At 70.3% G+C, this 17,095-nt stretch carries 19 protein-coding genes; 14 read left to right on the forward strand and 5 right to left on the reverse strand.

Translation table 11 applies throughout. From position 1 onward, the window contains the following. Positions 1-47 precede the first annotated feature (47 nt). The 13 genes from QMO14_RS04560 to QMO14_RS04620 all read left to right on the forward strand — a co-directional run bounded on the left by QMO14_RS04560 (position 48) and on the right by QMO14_RS04620 (position 12,332). On the forward strand, positions 48-641 hold the full coding sequence (locus QMO14_RS04560; RefSeq protein ID WP_301504909.1) for an NADPH-dependent FMN reductase: 594 nt from the start codon (positions 48-50) through the stop codon (positions 639-641). Continuing rightward, positions 638-1,501, forward strand: a complete 864-nt coding sequence (locus QMO14_RS04565; protein WP_301504911.1) for a pirin family protein — start codon at positions 638-640, stop codon at positions 1,499-1,501. The genes QMO14_RS04560 and QMO14_RS04565 overlap by 4 nt, the downstream gene beginning before the upstream one ends. A 111-nt stretch (positions 1,502-1,612) precedes the next feature. Then, positions 1,613-2,818, forward strand: a complete 1,206-nt coding sequence (locus QMO14_RS04570) for a M20 aminoacylase family protein (RefSeq protein WP_301504913.1) — start codon at positions 1,613-1,615, stop codon at positions 2,816-2,818. Positions 2,819-2,861: 43 nt separating this feature from the next. Next, positions 2,862-3,836, forward strand: a complete 975-nt coding sequence (locus QMO14_RS04575) for a tripartite tricarboxylate transporter substrate-binding protein (RefSeq protein ID WP_301504915.1) — start codon at positions 2,862-2,864, stop codon at positions 3,834-3,836. A 123-nt stretch (positions 3,837-3,959) separates the two neighbouring features. After that, positions 3,960-4,673: a glycine zipper 2TM domain-containing protein gene (locus QMO14_RS04580; protein ID WP_301504917.1), complete on the forward strand. Its 714-nt coding sequence runs from the start codon at positions 3,960-3,962 to the stop codon at positions 4,671-4,673. A gap of 182 nt (positions 4,674-4,855) precedes the next feature. Continuing rightward, entirely contained in the window at positions 4,856-5,770 is a 915-nt protein-coding gene (locus QMO14_RS04585) for a dihydrodipicolinate synthase family protein (protein WP_301504919.1), read from the forward strand. An 84-nt stretch (positions 5,771-5,854) separates the two neighbouring features. After that, entirely contained in the window at positions 5,855-6,988 is a 1,134-nt protein-coding gene (locus QMO14_RS04590) for a branched-chain amino acid ABC transporter substrate-binding protein (RefSeq protein ID WP_301504921.1), read from the forward strand. 28 nt (positions 6,989-7,016) lie between these two features. Further along, positions 7,017-7,955 carry a 4-hydroxyproline epimerase gene (locus QMO14_RS04595; RefSeq protein ID WP_301504923.1) on the forward strand — a complete coding sequence of 313 codons (939 nt, stop codon included), beginning with the start codon at positions 7,017-7,019 and terminating at the stop codon, positions 7,953-7,955. Between the two features lie 11 nt (positions 7,956-7,966). After that, the gene (locus QMO14_RS04600) at positions 7,967-9,070 is read left to right on the forward strand and encodes an FAD-binding oxidoreductase (RefSeq protein WP_301504925.1); all 1,104 of its coding nucleotides are present in this window, start codon (positions 7,967-7,969) and stop codon (positions 9,068-9,070) included. Then, positions 9,067-9,318: a (2Fe-2S)-binding protein gene (locus tag QMO14_RS04605; protein ID WP_301504927.1), complete on the forward strand. Its 252-nt coding sequence runs from the start codon at positions 9,067-9,069 to the stop codon at positions 9,316-9,318. Before QMO14_RS04600 ends, QMO14_RS04605 begins: the two co-directional genes overlap by 4 nt. After that, on the forward strand, positions 9,315-10,613 hold the full coding sequence (locus QMO14_RS04610) for an FAD/NAD(P)-binding oxidoreductase (RefSeq protein ID WP_301504928.1): 1,299 nt from the start codon (positions 9,315-9,317) through the stop codon (positions 10,611-10,613). Before QMO14_RS04605 ends, QMO14_RS04610 begins: the two co-directional genes overlap by 4 nt. A 26-nt stretch (positions 10,614-10,639) precedes the next feature. Beyond that, positions 10,640-11,314, forward strand: a complete 675-nt coding sequence (locus QMO14_RS04615; RefSeq protein WP_301504929.1) for a GntR family transcriptional regulator — start codon at positions 10,640-10,642, stop codon at positions 11,312-11,314. Positions 11,315-11,396: 82 nt separating this feature from the next. Beyond that, entirely contained in the window at positions 11,397-12,332 is a 936-nt protein-coding gene (locus QMO14_RS04620) for a fatty acid desaturase family protein (protein WP_301504930.1), read from the forward strand. Positions 12,333-12,336: 4 nt separating this feature from the next. Here the strand turns inward: QMO14_RS04620 and QMO14_RS04625 are convergent, their stop codons facing one another. Further along, positions 12,337-13,230, reverse strand: coding sequence for an EamA family transporter (locus QMO14_RS04625; RefSeq protein WP_301504932.1), 894 nt, complete (start codon positions 13,228-13,230; stop codon positions 12,337-12,339). Between the two features lie 88 nt (positions 13,231-13,318). On the opposite strand from QMO14_RS04625, the gene QMO14_RS04630 reads away from it, so the two are divergent. Next, complete coding sequence (locus QMO14_RS04630) at positions 13,319-14,206, forward strand: LysR family transcriptional regulator (protein ID WP_301504934.1); 888 nt, start codon at positions 13,319-13,321, stop codon at positions 14,204-14,206. Here QMO14_RS04630 and QMO14_RS04635 read toward each other — a convergent pair. The 4 genes from QMO14_RS04635 to QMO14_RS04650 all read right to left on the reverse strand — a co-directional run bounded on the left by QMO14_RS04635 (position 14,143) and on the right by QMO14_RS04650 (position 17,094). Continuing rightward, complete coding sequence (locus QMO14_RS04635) at positions 14,143-15,378, reverse strand: acyltransferase family protein (protein WP_301504936.1); 1,236 nt, start codon at positions 15,376-15,378, stop codon at positions 14,143-14,145. The two genes, QMO14_RS04630 and QMO14_RS04635, sit on opposite strands and share 64 nt — an antisense overlap. Positions 15,379-15,411: 33 nt before the next feature. Continuing rightward, on the reverse strand, positions 15,412-16,446 hold the full coding sequence (locus QMO14_RS04640) for a TipAS antibiotic-recognition domain-containing protein (RefSeq protein WP_301504938.1): 1,035 nt from the start codon (positions 16,444-16,446) through the stop codon (positions 15,412-15,414). A 21-nt stretch (positions 16,447-16,467) separates the two neighbouring features. Beyond that, complete coding sequence (locus QMO14_RS04645) at positions 16,468-16,797, reverse strand: hypothetical protein (RefSeq protein WP_301504940.1); 330 nt, start codon at positions 16,795-16,797, stop codon at positions 16,468-16,470. Between the two features lie 126 nt (positions 16,798-16,923). Then, positions 16,924-17,094, reverse strand: coding sequence for a hypothetical protein (locus tag QMO14_RS04650; protein ID WP_164546861.1), 171 nt, complete (start codon positions 17,092-17,094; stop codon positions 16,924-16,926). Between the last annotated feature and the right edge of the window lies 1 nt (position 17,095).

Consider the following 17,095-nt stretch of genomic DNA (forward strand, 5'->3'; position numbering starts at 1 on the left):
GCTTCGCTTTTCCATCCATCCACCCGGAACATTCCACGGAGTACCCCATGACCTCGCAGCAACCGCGACAACCCCGCATCGGCATCATCCTCGGCTCCACCCGCGAAGGCCGCTTCGGCGAGAAGCCCGCGCAGTGGATCCATGACATCGCGAAGCAGCGCACCGACCTGGCCTTCGAGCTGGTCGACCTGCGCGACCATCCGCTGCCCCTTTTCAATGAAGCCGGCGCGCCGGCCTGGGGCCCGGTGAAGAACGAGGCCGCGCAGCGCTGGCAGGCCAAGCTGGCCAGCTTCGACGGCCTGATCGTGGTCACGCCCGAGTACAACCACGGCCCGAGCGCGGTGCTGAAGAACGCGATCGACTGGGCCTACAAGGAATTCATCCGCAAGCCGATCGGATTCGTGGGCTATGGCGGCGTGGGCGCGGCGCGCGCCATCGAGCAGTTGCGGCTGGTGGCGGTCGAGATGCAGATGGCGCCGGTGCGCCACGCGGTGCACATCGGCATGGTCGAGTTCCTCGGCATCTGGCAGCAGGGCAAGAGCTTCGGCGACTTCCCGCACCTCGCGCAGGCGGCCACCGCGCTGCTCGACGACATCGCCTGGTGGACCAGGGCGCTCAAGACGGCAAGGGAGGCAGCATGAACGCCGCAGCAGCAGAAACGCAAACGCAGGCCCGCGCCATCGTCTACCGCACGCGCGGCTCGCGCCACGGCGGCATCACACGGCTGATGAGCCCCGGCGACCTGGGCGAATTCCTCAAGCCCTTCGTGTTCCTGGACCTCTTCGGCTTCGACGTCACGGGCGGCCACAAGGGCTTCGGCCTGCATCCGCACTCGGGCATCGCCACGCTGACCTGGCTGATGGAAGGCGACACGCAATACGAGGACACCACCGGCGAGAAGGGCACGCTGCACGGCGGCGGCGTCGAATGGATGCGTGCCGGCAACGGCGTGTGGCACACCGGCGCCCCCGCGTCCGGCGTGGAGCGCGTGAGCGGCTTCCAGCTGTGGGTGGCGCTGCCGCCTTCGGAAGAGAACGCGCCCGCGCAGAGCATGTACCTCGCGCCCTCGCAGGTGCCGCAGGAAGGGCCGGCGCGCGTGCTGCTCGGCCGATACGGCGCGGCGCGCAGCCCCATCGCCGCACCCTCGCCGATGAACTACCTGGCCGTGAAGCTGAAGGACGGCGAACGCTGGAGCTACGTGCCTCCGGCCGGCCACACCGTGGGCTGGGTCGCGCTCAGCGCGGGCCGGCTCGAGGCGGGCGACGACACCGGCGGCCCCATCGTCGCCGGCGAGCTCGCGGTGTTCGAGGAATCGGGCGCGGCCATCGACTTCGTGGCGCACGGCGACACGTCCTTCGTGCTGGGCTCGGCGGTGAAGCATCCGCATGAGCTGGTGATGGGCTACTACTCGGTGCACACCAGCAAGGCCGCGCTCGAGCAGGGCGAGGCGGAGATCCGGCGCATCGGCGCGAAGCTGCGGCAAGAGGGGCGCCTCGCGTAGTCAGGTCAGCAAGCAACCCGGCGTGCGCCGGGCGGGCGGCTGCGCCAGAATCGTTCGCTTCATCCTTCATCGAACGACCGGACCGGCTTCGCAGCCGGCAGCAGCCCCGCCATGAACATCGCCGATTCCTTCGTCACCAACGCCGCCCGCTTCGTCGAGATCCGGCGCGACATCCACGCCCACCCCGAGCTCGGCTTCGAGGAGCACCGCACTTCCGAGAAGGTGGCGAAGCTGCTCGCCGAATGGGGCATCGAGGTGCATCGCGGCATCGCCGGCACCGGCCTCGTCGGCGTGCTGCGCAAGGGCACCGGCAGCCGCACCATCGGCCTGCGCGCCGACATGGACGCGCTGCCGCTGCACGAGGCCAACGAGTTCGCCCACAAGTCGACCAACCCCGGCCGCATGCACGCCTGCGGCCACGACGGCCACACCACCATGCTGCTGGCCGCCGCCTGGCACCTGTCGCAGCAGGGCCCCGACGACTTCGACGGCACGGTGCATTTCATCTTCCAGCCCGCCGAGGAGATGGGCAAGGCCGGCGCGAAGAAGATGATCGACGAGGGCCTGTTCGAGCGCTTCCCCTGCGACGCGGTCTTCGGCCTGCACAACTTCCCGGTGGGCGACGTGGGCCGCTTCGCGCTCAACGAAGGCGCGCTGATGGCGTCGAGCAACACCTACATGATCACCGTGCGCGGGCGCGGCACGCACGCCTCCATGCCGCACACCGGCATCGACCCGGTGGCGGCGGTGGTCACGCTCGCGCAGCAGCTGCAGACCATCGTGGCGCGCACCATTCCAAGCACCGAGCGCGCGCTGCTCGCGGTCACGCAGCTGCAGGGCTCCGATGCGCCCAACGTCATTCCCGACGTGGCCACGGTGGGCGGCACCATCCGCACCTTCTCCATCGACGCCATCGACAAGCTCGAAGCCCGCCTGCGCGAAGTGGCCGCGGGCGTGGCGGCGGCGCATGGCTGCACGGCCGAGGTGTTCTTCAAGCGCTCGTCGCCGCCGACCGTGAACCACCCGGCCGAGGCACGCTTCGCAGCCGGCGTGATGCGCGAGGTGGTGGGCGACGACATGGTCACCGACGACTTCCCCGCCGTGATGGGCGCGGAAGACTTCGCCCACATGCTGCTTGCGCGGCCCGGCTGCTACGCCTTCCTGGGCAACGGCGACGGAGACCACCGTCTCGACGGCCACGGGCCCGGCCCTTGCATCATCCACAACACCTCGTTCGACTTCAACGACGAGATCATCCCGATCGGCGCGAGCTACTTCGTGAAGCTGGTGCAGCGCTGGCTGCCGGCGCGCGGCTGACCGGCGTTTCCTTTTTCTGTTGATGATGAAAGCGGCCACCAAGATGACCACGACCCCGTTCACCCGACGTTCCCTGGCCGCGCTGGCGGCCGCCGCCGCGCTTTGCGCCGTCGCGCCGCTGCACGCGCAGCAGCGCGTGATCCACATCGTCGTGCCCTTCGCCACCGGCGCGGTGCAGGACACGGTGGCGCGCGCCTTCAACAACGAGCTGGGCGCGGCGCTGAACGCCAGCGCCATCGTCGAGAACCGCGCGGGCGCGGGCGGCACGGTGGGCGCGGCCATGGTGGCGCGCGCCCCGGCGGACGGCAACACGCTGATCCTCGCGGCCGCGAGCCACAACATCGCGGGCTTTCTGTACAACAAGCTCAGCTACGACCCGCTGAAGGACTTCGTCGGCGTCGCCAACGTCGGCAACGCGGGCTACGTGCTGGCGGTGGCCAGCGGCATGGGCGTGTCGAGCACGGCCGACTTCATCAAGGAGGTCAAGGCCAACCCGGGCAAGTACAACTACGCCTCGGCCGGCAATGGCAGCGCGACGCACCTGGCGATGGCGTCCTTCCTCGCGAAGGCCGGGCTGCAGATGACGCACATCCCGACCAAGTCGACCGGCGAGGCCGTCAACGAGGTGCTTGCGGGCCGCGTGCAGGCGGTGATCTCGTCGAGCATCGGCGTGATCGGCTTCCAGGACGACGCCCGCATGAAGCTGCTGGCCTCCACCGGCCAGTCGCGCAGCCCCTTCCTGCCCAAGCTGCCCACCGTGGCCGAAAGCGGCCTGCCGGGCTACGCCTTCGATTCGTGGATCGGCCTGCTCGCCCCCGCCGGCACGCCCAAGGCCGAGGTCGAGCGCCTGAACGCCGCCGCCAACAAGGTGCTGGCCGATCCGGTGATCCAGGAACGCTTCAAGCGCCTGGGCGTGGAGCCGCGCAGCCAGAGCGCGGAAGAATTCCAGAAGCTGCTGCGCGCGGATTGGGATGCGATGGGGGTTGTGGTGAAGGCTTCGGGGGCGAAGGTCGATTGAGGGGGTGCCGGGCGACGTCTTCCTTCTTGTAGGACGCCGCTCAATTGACAACGCGCCAGCCGCGTCCATGCTCCTGGGTGGGTTCCGCGGCATTCCGCCTCGGACCGCACAAGGGGCTATTTCATGGATCCGACGTCGCCATTCAATCCGCCTGCGGGCACGCCGGCGAGCAAGTCGCCCAAGGTGCTCTGGGGCGTGATCGGCGCGCTCGCCGTGGCCGTGGTGGCGCTGGGCGGGACGTTGCTGTACAGGCACGAGGCGCCGACAGCGGTTGCGCCGCCGGTGGCCGCGGTTGCCGCCAACACCAATATCGCGCCCCAGGCGCCCGACGATTTCAAGCCTGAAGCGATGCCGCCGGTGCCGGCCGTGCCGCCGATGGCCGCCGCGCCGCTGCCAGCGCCCGTGCGGGCGCCCGAGCCGCAAGCCGTCCAGCCCGGACCCGCGCCCGGCGCGAACGCTCCGGTTGTGGCTGCCGCCGCTCCTCCCGCCCCGCCGCCCTGCGCGGTCTGCGGCCATGTCGAATCCGTGCGCTCCGTGCAGCGCCCGCAGAAGACCACCGGCGTGGGCATCGTGGCCGGCGGCCTTGTGGGCGGGCTCGTGGGCAACCAGTTCGGGCACGGCAACGGGCGCACCGCGACCACGGTGCTCGGCGCGGTCGGCGGCGGTTTCGCGGGCAATGCCATCGAGAAGCACGTGCGCACCGTCACGGTCTACCAGGTGAGCGTGCGCATGGACAACGGCGCGCTGCGCACCGTGGAGACGAAGACGGCGCCGCCCGTCGGCCAGCCGGTCACGCTGAAGCGAGGCGTGTTGCGGCCTGCGGTGCAGCACGGGTAAGCGCAGCCGGTTCCCCGTTCCGGCCCTGCTGTCCCGCGGGCCGGCCCTTCCATCCCCCCTCGCGCGATATCACAGAAGAGCCGCGCCCGGAAGAGCGCTTGCCCCACAGGTATCTTGACGGTATATCCTTAATATATTTAGAGTGCGTGGCTTCCACACCGCACATCCACAGGAGCGATCAAGTGAGCAATCCCCGCTGGCAAGGCATCTTTCCCGCCGTCACCACCAAGTTCAACGCCGACGAGAGCATCGACGCCGAGGGCACCGCCCGGCACATCGACTTCCAGATCCGCAACGGCATCCACGGCCTCGTCACCTGCGGCTCGCTCGGCGAAGCCAGCACCCTGACGCTGGAAGAGAAACTGCAGGTCGCGAAGATCGCGCTGGAGGCCGCCGACGGCCGCATCCCGGTGCTGGCCAACGTGTCCGAAACCAGCACCGGCGAGGCGCTGCGCTACGTCGACGGCGCCAACAGGCTCGGCGTGGCCGGCTTCATGGTCATGCCCTCGGTGATCTACGTGGCCGACGCGCGCGAGGCGATGCTCAACGTGCGCACCATCGCCAACGCGGCGCAGAAACCCATCATGGTCTACAACAACCCGGTGGCCTACCGCGTCGACCTCAAGCCCGCGCACATGGCCGAGCTGGCCGACTGCGAATGGATCGCCGCCATCAAGGAAAGCACCGACGACATCCGCCGCATCACCGACCTGCGCAACACCGTGGGCGAGCGCTACCAGCTCTTCCTCGGCGTGGACGACCTCGCCTACGAGGGCCTGGCGCTGGGCTGCGACGGCCTGCTCGCCGGCGTGGGCTGCGCCTTCCCGCGCGAGACGGTGGCGCTCTACGACCTGATGAAGGCCGGCAAGTTCGCCGAGGCGCTCAAGCTCTACCAGTGGATGACGCCCATGCTGCACCTCGACGTGTCGACCAAGCTGGTGCAGAACCTCAAGCTCATCGACGCCCTCGTGGGCGTGGGCACCGAGCACATGCGCCGCCCGCGCCTGCCGCTGGTCGGCGCCGAGCGCGAGTTCGTCGAAGGCATCGTGAAGAAGGCGCTCGCGACGAGGCCTGTTCAATACCAGTCGGTCATGTAATAAACCGACGGCGCGCTGGCGCCGGCTTACCCGCCGGCTGCCGGCAGCGTGTTTTTCATCGTCCCCAACCCAGCAGGAAGAAGCATGAAGACAAAAGCAGGCATGGTTTCGTTTCTCGGTCTCGCCGCCCTGGCCCTTGCCGGCCAGGCGCATGCGCAGGAGCAGGTCGTCAAGATCGGCCACAGCGGTCCGCTGTCGGGCCCCAACGCCTTCGCGGGCAAGGACAATGAAAACGGCGTGCGCCTCGCCATCGAGGAGCTCAACGCGAAGAAGCTCGTCGTCGGCGGCAAGACGCTGAAGTTCGAACTCGTCTCCGAAGACGACCAGTGCGACGCCAAGACCGGCGTGAGCGTGGCGCAGAAGTTCGTGGACGACGGCGTCAAGTTTGTCATGGGACCGTACTGCTCGGGCGTGGCCATTCCGGCCTCGCGCGTCTACGCCGACGGCGGCACCATGGTCTCCACCGTGGGCACCAATCCGAAGGTCACCCAGGGCGGCTATAAGAACCTCTACCGCATCATCGCGAGCGACAACCAGATCGGCGGCGCCATGGCCGTGTACGCGGCCAAGGAAATGAAGCTGAAGAAGGTCGGCGTGATCGACGACCGCACCGCCTTCGGCCAGGGCCTCGCCGAGGAGTTCACCAAGGAGGCCAAGAAGCAGGGCCTCACCGTGGTCGGCCAGGAGTTCACCACCGACAAGGCCGTGGACTTCACCGCCATCCTCACCAACATGAAGGCCAAGGCGCCCGAGGCCATCTTCTTCGGCGGCTATGCGCCGCAGGCCGCGCCCATGGCACGCCAGATGAAGCAGCTCGCGGTGCCCGGCAAGCTGCTGGGCGGCGACACCGTCTGCAGCCCCGCCACAGGCAAGCTCGGCGGCGACGCGGTCAACGACCTGGTGTTCTGCGCGCAGGGCGGCTCCATCCTCGAGAAGGCGCAAAGCGGCCCGGCCTTCAAGGAGAAGTTCAAGAAGCGCTTCAACGCCGACCCCGACGCCTACGCCGCCTCGTACTACGACCAGGTGCTCTTCATCGGCGAGTCGATGAAGAAGGCCAACTCCATCGACCCCGACAAGGTCGGCGCCGAGCTCTACAAGACCACCTACAAGGGCGTGGCCGCGACCTACGCCTACGACGACAAGGGCAACATGAAGCAGGCGCCGATCACGGTGTTCACCTTCAAGAACGCGGCGCCGGTGCCCATCGCCAGCTACTGAAGAAGAAAGAAAGAACGGACCACGCCCCATGCAGCGCATCCAGGTCATCGACTCACACACGGGCGGCGAGCCCACGCGCCTGGTGATCGGGGGCTTTCCCGACCTGGGCAAGGGCAGCATGGCCGAGCGCCGCGCGCTGCTGGCCGACCAGCACGACAAGTGGCGCGCCGCCGCCGTGCTGGAGCCGCGCGGCAGCGACGTGGTGGTGGGCGCGCTGCTGTGCGAGCCCGTCTCGCCCGATGCGGCGGCGGGCGTCGTCTTCTYCAACAACGCCGGCTACCTCGGCATGTGCGGCCACGGCACCATCGGGCTGGTGGCCAGCCTCGCGCACATGGGGCGCATCGGCATCGGCGAGCACCGCATCGAGACGCCCGTGGGCACCGTGACCACCACGCTGCACGAGGACGGCTCGGTGAGCGTGCGCAACGTGCCCGCATGGCGGCACCTGCGGCAGACGGCGGTCGAGCTGCCCGGCCACGGCACCGTGCGCGGCGACGTGGCCTGGGGCGGCAACTGGTTCTTCCTCGTGAGCGAGCACGGCCAGCGCGTGGCGAGCGACAACCTCGCCGCGCTCACCGACTACACCGCCGCCCTGCGCAAGGCCCTGGCGGCGCAGGGCATCACCGGTGCCGACGGCGCCGAGATCGACCACATCGAACTCTTCGCCGACGACAGCGAGGGCGCCGACAGCCGCAACTTCGTGCTGTGCCCCGGCAACGCCTACGACCGCTCGCCCTGCGGCACCGGCACCAGCGCCAAGATCGCCTGCCTCGCGGCCGACGGCAAGCTCGCGCCGGGCGAGGTGTGGAAGCAGGCCAGCGTGATCGGCAGCGTCTTCGAGGTCAGCTACGCGCTCGACGGCGAAGGCCGCGTCATTCCCACGCTGCGCGGCCGCGCGCACATCAGCGCCGAGGCCACGCTGCTGATCGACGAGGCCGATCCCTTCGGCTGGGGCATACGGCTCTGACACCAGTCGGAATGGACGCGGACGTCATCGTCATCGGCGCCGGCATCGTCGGCGCCGCTTGCGCGCATGCGCTCGCGAATGCCGGCGCGAGGGTGCTGGTGCTCGACGCCGGCATCGGCGGCGCCACCGGCGCGGGCATGGGCCACCTCGTGGTGATGGACGACAACCCGGCCGAACTCGCGCTCAGCCGCCATTCGATCGCGCAGTGGCGCGAGCTTGCGCCGCGCATGGCCGAAGACTGCGCCTACAGCGCCTGCGGCACGCTCTGGATCGCCGCCAACGACGAGGAAATGGCCGAGGCCGAGCGCAAGCTGCAGCGGCTGCGCGCCGACGGCATCGACAGCCGCCTGCTCGATGCGCGCCAGCTCGCGGCCGCCGAGCCCGCGCTGCGCAAGGGCCTCGCCGGCGCGCTCGAAGTGCCGGGCGACGGCATCCTCTACGCGCCCAACGCGGCTCGCTGGCTGCTCGCGCAGCACGCAACATCGATCCGCGTCGAGCAGGCGAAGGTCGATGCCATCGAGGAAGACGGCACGCTGCGCCTGGCCGGCGGCAGCCGCCGCGCCGCGCCGCAGGTCGTGCTGGCCAACGGCATCCAGGCGACGACGCTGTGCCCCGAGCTGCCGATACGTCCGAAGAAGGGCCACCTGCTCATCACCGACCGCTATCCGGGCACGGTGCACCACCAGCTCGTCGAGCTCGGCTACGTGACCAGCGCGCACCACAGCGAGGGCGAATCGGTCGCTTTCAACGTGCAGCCGCGTCCCACTGGGCAGCTGCTGATCGGCTCCTCGCGCCAGTTCGACACCACGGACGCGGCGGTCGAAGCGCCGATGCTCGCGCGCATGCTCCAGCGCGCGCTCGACTACCTGCCGGGGCTCGCGAACCTCAACGCCCTGCGCTCGTGGACCGGCATGCGCGCGGCCTCGCCCGACGGCCTGCCGCTGCTGGGCAGGCACCCGTGGCGCGAGAAGCTCTGGCTCGCCGTCGGCCACGAAGGCCTGGGCGTGACCACCGCGCCCGGCAGCGCGCATCTGCTCGCCGCGTCGATGACCGGCACGACGCCCGGCTTCGATGCCGTGCCCTATGCGCCGCGCGGCCTGCGGGAGGCGGCATGAACAACGGCCACACCCTGCTGAACATCGACGGACGCCTCGTCCGCGTGAAGGCCGGCAGCTCGGTCGCCGCCGCGCTGCGCGTGGCTGGCGGCACGGGCGTGGCGCGCACTTCCGTCAGCGGCCAGCCCCGCGCGCCCTTCTGCGGCATGGGCGTGTGCCAGGAATGCCGTGTGCTCGTCGACGGGCGGCGCAGGCTGGCCTGCCAGACGGTGTGCGCCGAGGGCATGCGCGTGGAGACATCGGAATGAACGGCCTCGCGCAGGAACGCTGCGACGTGCTCGTCATCGGCGCCGGCCCCGCCGGCATGGCTGCTGCGGTGGCGGCCGCACCGAGCGGCGCATCGATCGTCGTGATCGACGACAACCCCGCGCCGGGCGGACAGATCTGGCGCGACGGCCCCGGTGCCTCGCTGCCGCCGGCGGCGCGCAAGTGGCGCGACGCGCTCGACGGCCGCGCCAACATCCGCGTGCGCAGCGGTACGCGCGTGGTCGCCGCGCCCGAGCCCGGCGAGCTGCTGCTCGAAGACGCCGAAGGCGCCGTGCGCATGCGATGGGGCAAGCTGATCCTCTGCACCGGCGCACGCGAACTGCTGCTGCCCTTTCCCGGCTGGACGTTGGCCGGCGTGACCGGTGCGGGCGGGCTGCAGGCGCTCATCAAGGCCGGCCTGCCTGTCGAGGGCGAGCGCATCGTCATCGCGGGCAGCGGACCGCTGCTGCTTGCCGCAGCCGCCACCGCGCGCGCGGCAGGTGCGAAGGTGTTGCGCATCGCCGAGCAGGCTTCGTTCGCTTCGGTCGCTCGCTTCGGCGCCAGCCTTGCGCGCTGGCCCGGCAAGGCGGCGCAGGCCGTCACGCTGGCAGACCCTTGCTATCGCACCTCGTCGCGCGTCGTCTCGGCGGGAGGCGCCGCGAAGGTCGAATCGGTGCGCCTGCGCCAGGGCAACGGCAAGGAAGTGGAGATCGCCTGCGACCGCATCGCCTGCGGCTTCGGCCTCGTGCCCAACACGCAGCTCGGCCGCATGCTCGGCTGCGCGCTGGCTTCGGACGGCTTCCGCGCGCGGGGCCTGCAGGTCGATGCGCGGCAGGCCACCAGCGTGCCCGGCATCTTCGCGGCGGGCGAATGCACCGGCTTCGGCGGCAGCGAACGCGCGCTGGCGCAGGGCACCATCGCCGGCCATGCAGCGGTCGGCAACGAGTGCGCCGCTGCCGCGCACGAGGGCGAACGCGCCCGCTGGGACGGCTTCGCCGCGCAGCTGCACCGCAGCTTCGCGCTGTCGCCCTCCCTCAAGGCCCTGCCGCAAGCCGACACGCTCGTGTGCCGCTGCGAGGACGTGCCCTTCTCGGCCCTGAAAGACTGCGGCGGCTGGACCGACGCCAAGCTGCACCGCCGCTGCGGCATGGGCGCCTGCCAGGGGCGCGTGTGCGGCGACGCCGCGCAGTTCCTCTTCGGATGGACGCCGCCCGCGCCGCGCCCGCCGCTGTCGCCGGTGCGCATCGCCACGCTCGCTGGCCTTGTCGCGAGCGAAGGCGCGGACGCCCGACAATGACGCCGCCGCATCCGCAGAACAAGACCATGGCCTCTCCGAAGAACACCGTCGCACCCCGTCCCCAGCCCAAGCGCCGCGCCGCCGACGAGGCCTACGACGCCATCGAGACGCTGCTGTCCACGATGCAGCTGCAGCCCGGCAGCCAGATCGTCGAGGCCGAACTCGCCGAGCGCACCGGGCTGGGCCGCACGCCGGTGCGCGAGGCGCTGATGCGCATGGTGTCCATCGGCCTCATCGTGCAGCAGCCGCGGCGCGGGCTGCTGGTGTCGGCCATCGACCTGGCCGACCACCTCGACGTGATCCAGACGCGGCGCGTGCTCGAACTGCTGATCGCCGCCTGCTCGGCGCGTCGCGCCACCGCGCAGCAGCGCAAGGAGATCGTGCGCTGCGCCGAGATGATGGTCGAGGCCGCGGACCGGGGCGACCTCAACGACTACATGCAGGCCGACCGCGCGCTGGACCTCGTCAACCACCAGGCGAGCCACAACGATTCGGCGGTGCGAGCGGTGATTCCGCCCATCGTGCAGTGCCGGCGCTTCTGGTACGCCTACCAGCACGAGGGCGAGATCGTCGAGGGCGCGAACGCGCACCTGCAGCTGGCGCGAGGCATCGCGACCGGCGACGAGGCGGCCGCCACAGCGGGTGCCAACCGGCTGATGGACTACCTGGAAGTCTTCGCGCGCAAGATCATCGACAACTAGGCCGAAGGGCCTCGTTCTCGGCCCCGGCACCTCGGGCAACTCCGCGTGCCCTGCACCCGCCTCGCGGCGCATACTGGCCCGCATGGCCGTTGCACCCCGCGCCCAACCCGAAGACTTCTTCACCGCCGACGAGTGGCGCTCGCTCACCGCGCGTTCGTCGTGGAAGGGGCTGTGGCTGGTGCTGCACTGCTGGAGCGTGATCGGCGCCGCGATGCTCGCGGGCATCGTGTGGCCGTGGACCATTCCGCTGGTGGTGCCCATCGTCGGCGCGCGGCAGCTGGGCCTCTTCATCCTCATGCACGACGCGGCGCACGCGGCCCTGCACCGCAACCGCAAGGTCAACGACTGGGTGGGCTACTGGCTGTGCTCGTCGACGCTGCGCGACTACCGGCCCTACCACCTGCGGCACCACCGCTTCGTGCAGCAGAACGAAGACCCGGACCTCGTGCTGTCGGCGCCCTTCCCGATCACGCGCGCTTCGATGTGGCGCAAGGTGGTGCGCGACCTGAGCGGACAGACCTTCTACAAGCAGCGCTTCGGGCATATCGCCGAGGGCATCCGCAAGCGCGCGCATGGCGAATCGGTGCTGAAGGCATTCGGGCGCGAGCTTGCGAAGGACCGGCGCTTCCTCGTCGCCAACGGCCTCGGCTTTCTGGCCTTCGCGCTCGCCGGCTACTGGTGGGCCTGGCTCGCGATGTGGCTGCTGCCGATGGTCACCTGGCTGCCGCTGGTGAGCCGCGTGCGCAACATCGCCGAGCATGCGCTGGTCGCGCAGAACGAGGCCGATCCGCTGCGGCAGGCCCGCACCACGCATGCCGGCTGGCTCGAACGCACGCTGGTGGCGCCCTACTGGGTCAACTACCACTGCGAGCACCACATGTTCACCAGCCTGCCCTGCTGGGCGCTGCCGAAGGCGCACCGGCTGCTTCAGCGGCAGGGCGCCATCGCGCGCATGGAAGTGCAGCCGGGCTACCTGAGCCTGCTGAAGCGCGCCACGGCCGGCGCGCAGCCTGCCTAGCTGGTCAGCGAACAGCCGCCGGCGCGGCGCGCACCGTTGTCGGCTGCGCACCGCGCTGCGCGCGCTGGCTCAGCCAGATGCTCGCGATCACGATGAAGATGCCCAGCACCTGCCACGCCGAGAGCGCCTGGCCGAGCAGCGCCCAGCCGAGGATCACGGCCATTACCGGGCTCAGGAAGGCGAGCGGTGCGATGGTCGAGGGCTCCAGCCGCGCCACGCCGCGGAACCACACGATGTAGGTCAGCGCGGCGCCCACGAGGCCGAGCCAGCCGAAGCCGATCCAGTTGTGCAGCGTGAGCGCGGGCAGCGGCGGCTCCAGCAGCAGCGCCACCGGCAACAGCAGCAGGCCGCCCGCGGTGAGCTGCCATGCGGTGAAGGTCAGCGCCGACACCGGCGGCTGCCAGCGCCGGCTCAGCACCGTGCCGAAGGCCATCGATACGGCGGCGGCGATGGCGGCCGCGATGCCGAGCGCATCGAGCGCCGCGTTCGGCGTCAGCACCAGCAGCGCCACCCCGCCGATGCCGACCACCGCCGCCACCACCGACAGCGCGCGCACCCGCGAACCGAGGAAGAAGCTGGCCAGGAACACCACCATCAGCGGCTGCACCGAGGTGATCGTGGCTGCCACCCCGCCCGGCAGCCGGTAGGCCGCGAGGAACAGCATGGCCCACAGCACCGAGAAATTCAGCGCGCCCAGCAGCAGGATGCGGCCCCACCAGGCCCGTTCGGGCGGCTGCCGCACGATCGCGAGCAGCAGCAGGCCGGCGGGCAATGCGCGCAGCAGCGCGACGGTCAGCGGGTAGTTCGCCGGCAGCAGTTCGGTGGTGACGATGTAGGTGCTGCCCCAGATGGCGGGCGCCGTGGCGGTGAGAAGGATGTCGGTGGTGCGGCTGGTCATGCCTCGAATCTAGTGAGTTGACCTGTGGTTGTGAATGCTCGAATAATGAATTGATTCTTTACTGATAGTTGTCAATAAGGCCGTACCCATGGACCATCTCACCGCCCTGCGGGTCTTCCGCACCGCCGCAGCCACCGGCAGCTTCGCCGGCGCGGCGCGGCAGATGGGCCTTTCGGCCGCGGCCGTCAGCAAGAACATCGCGGAACTGGAGGCGCACCTGAAGGTGCGGCTCATCAACCGCACCACCCGGCAGATGAGCCTGACCGAGGCCGGCGCGGCGTACCACGAGCGGCTGTCGCGCATCCTCGACGAGCTCGCCGAGGCCGATGCCGCGCTCGCGCCCATGGGCAGCAGTCCCGGCGGCGTGCTGCGCGTGAGCGCGCCGCTGACCTTCGCGCTCACGCAGCTGTCGCCGGCCGTTCCCGAGTTCATGGCCCGCCATCCGAACCTGCGGCTGGAGCTGAACCTGCAGGACGCCCGCGTCGACATCATCGGCGAGGGCTACGACCTCGCCATCCGCGGCAGCGACCGGCTGGAGGATTCGAGCCTCGTCGCGCGCGAGCTCATGACCATGGACCACGTGCTGTGCGGCGCTCCGGCCTACTTCGCCGCCTTTGGCCGGCCCCGGCAGCCCGGCGACCTGAAGAACCACGAGTGCGTGCAGTTCACGCTCTCGGGCCACGCCAACAAATGGACCTTCGCGCGCGCCGGCCGCAGCGTGGCGGTGCCCATCGACGGGCGCTACAAGGTCAGCTCCAGCATCGCCGTGCGCGACGCGCTGCTCGCGGGCTTCGGCCTGAGCCTTGTCCCGCGCATCTACGTCGAGACCGAGCTGGCCTCGGGCCGGCTGGAGGCGGTGCTCGAAGACTGGGAGGCCGACCGCACGCCGATCTATGCCGTGTACCCCTCGCGTCACCTTGCGGCGAAGACCCGCGCCTTCGTCGACTTCCTGGTCGAGCGGCTCTCGGGGCGCTGACCGTTCAGCAGCCTGCCGACGGGCGTGCGGCGCACCAGCAGCTGGTAGCTCGCGAGCGCCGCCAGCGAGGTGGCCGCGATGTTCAGCCCCATCTTCGCGACCGCGCCCAGCGGCGCGTTGAACAGAAGGATGCCGAAGCCGACGGTGCCCAGCATGTGCACCAGGTACACCCAGTAGGAGCTTTGCGACAGGTAGGCCAGCACCGCGTTCTGGCGCGGCAGGTAGCGCACGAAGCCGCCTATCAGCGCCATGCTCCAGAGCCACGCGGTCGCGTTGTAGGCGAAGGCGGTCCAGAACTCGGGGTGCGGCAGATGATGCGGGCCGTTGCCGCGCGAGGCGCCAAGCAACGCCAGGGTTGCAACCAGGAAAGCGATGCCGGCTACGGCGTAGGCCTTGCACCGCGCCGCGAACAGTGCCAGCAGCCGCTCCTGTTGGCGATGCACGTACCAGCCGGCCACGAAGAAGAGGCCGCTCTGCGCCCATTCGGCCAGTGGCGGCAGGAACGAGCCGCTTTCCGTGACCATGCCGGACGGATAGAGCATGCCGATGAAGGCCAGCGGCAGCGCCAGCACCGCGAAACCCCAGCGCCGCGCCATCAGTTCGGTGAAGCCGGAGGCCAGCGCCGCGCGCAGCCGCGCCGGCACGAAGCGCCGGACCCGCATGCCGGCCCACGCCAGCACGCTGAGCCAGAACAGCTGGTACAGGAACCACAGGTGCATGGTGTTGAAGGGCGAGCCGCCGGCCTGCCGCGCTGGTGTCAGCGCGACGTCGATGCCCGGCACGCCGCGCACCGTCAGGTGGATGTAGACCATCGCCAGCACCGTGGTCGCCACGAAAAGCGGCGGCCAGAAGATCGTGAACGGCAGCGCGAGCCGCAGGCAGCGGTTCTTCAGCATGCCGTCGGCCCCGCGCCGTGCAACCAGCAGCGCCGCGAAGAAACCCGCCAGCACGAAGAACACCGGCATGCGGAAGCTGTGGATGAAGAGCAGCAGCAGGTCGGCGACCGGCGATGTCTTCGGGTCGCGCCAGGGGAGCGGCGAATCGACGGTGATGTGGTTGATCGCGACGTGCAGCACGATGCCGAGCCACATCATGAGGGCGCGGAGGTTGTCGAGCGCGTGCAGCCGCTGGACAGGCTGAAGGGGCTGGAGTGGTGTGTGTGCGTTGTTCATGCGGCCACTGTCGGACCTCACGCAACGTCAGGGTCAAGCGCCGCTGGCGGCTGGCGGAAGATTTTTCAGGCGCAGCGCGGCCATGGCGCGCACCAGGTACTCGCGCACCGCGGGCGTCGCCACGGCGGCGGCCTGCAGCACCGGCTCCGCCGCCATTGCCTGCATCAGCCGGGCGGCAATGCCGGGGTCATGGTCGGTGAAGGCGTCGAACAGGCGCGCCCATTCGCGCGCGATGGCCTGGACGGCATCGCCTTCGGGCGGAGCGCCGCGCGCCTGCAGGGCAGCGAGTTCGGCCGCGAGCCGCCGCCACTCGTCCTCGGGCGGCGGGCCCAGCCGCGCGAAGTCGGCGGTGCGCATGTGGCGCAGCAGCGCGGCCATGCGGATGCCGATAGCCTCGCCGATGTAGTCGACCAGCTCGGTGGAGGGCCCCTCGTCGCGGCGCGCCACGGGTTCGCGGCGATACATCTCGCCCCAGCGCGCGACGAGATCGTGGTTGCCGTCCATCCACTGGCCCATCAGCGTCATCCAGCGCGCAGCCAGCGGCTGCAGTTCCAGCGAGTCGGCGGGCACGCCGCGCGCCATCAGCGCGGCCACCTCGGCCACCAGCGGCGGCCAGCGGTCGGCCACCGTCTTCCAGTTGGCCATGAGCGACCTGATCTCGGCGGGGCTGAAGTAGCGGCCGTAGGTGGTCATCTGCTCCAGAGTGGCGAGCCAGTCCTTCATGTCGGGCGGGGTGCCCTCGGCCAGGCGCTGTTCGAGCAGGCCGAGCCGTTCGCGCAGGGCGGTGGCCTGCGCGATCTGCTGGTCCAGCGAGGCCATCTGGCGCCGCAGGATGGATGGCAGCGCATCGCTTTCCGTGCGGAGCACCGCGCCGATCTCGGCCAGCGGCAGGCCCAGCAGACGCAGTGCCTGGATGGCGTGCAGCCGGGCGATGTCAGCCGCGTTGTAGAGCCGGTAGCCGGCCTCGGAGCGCGCCGAGGGGGCCAGCAGGCCGATGGCGTCGTAGTGGTGCAGCGTGCGCACCGTGAGGCCGGTGTGCCTGGCGAGTTCTCCGACCTTGAGCAGCACGGGTTGTCGCTCCTGCGGGGCTCAGCCGGCTTCGGGCTCCGGCTCGGGCAGTTCGGGGTCTTCCCAGCCCAGCAGCTCGGCCAGCCGCCGCACGACCCAGGTGGCCTCGGCCGCCGACACGCCCGATTCGCGCGCCATCAGCCCGGCGTGGATGCGCCGCAGGATCTCGCTTTCGACGGGCACCTCGGTGTGGTGCTGGATCTGCGCGTGGCCCACGAGGTGGCTGGCGAGGTCCTCGCAGATCTCGTAGCGCTCGCGCACCACGCCGATGGGTTCGCTCAGGCGCTGGCGTGCGTCGGTGTAGACCGCGAAGAACGAGGGCGGGATGAGGATCTGGTTGTCGTCGGACATCGCGGGCCTGGGGAAAGTCTCGGAGCGGCGGCCCCAATGACAAAACGCGCCCTGGGGCGCGTTCGTCGTGGCTCCTTCGGTGCTCTTTCGGGAAGCTCGGGGAGCCGGCGGGGGGCCGATGCCGGATCAGCCGCCCTTCTTGGCGCGCTTGCCGGGGTTCTTCTTGCTGCGCGTTGCGGTGCCGCGTTCGAGGCTGACCTTCTGGCCGCCACCGGAGCGCGGCACGGTGTAGCCGGGCAGCGGCGTCGGCTTCGGGGTGGCAACGCGTTCGGCTTCGGTACGGAATGTCTTGGGCATG

The sequence above is a fragment of the Variovorax sp. CAN15 genome (genome assembly GCF_030462475.1).
Lineage (GTDB): Bacteria > Pseudomonadota > Gammaproteobacteria > Burkholderiales > Burkholderiaceae_C > Variovorax.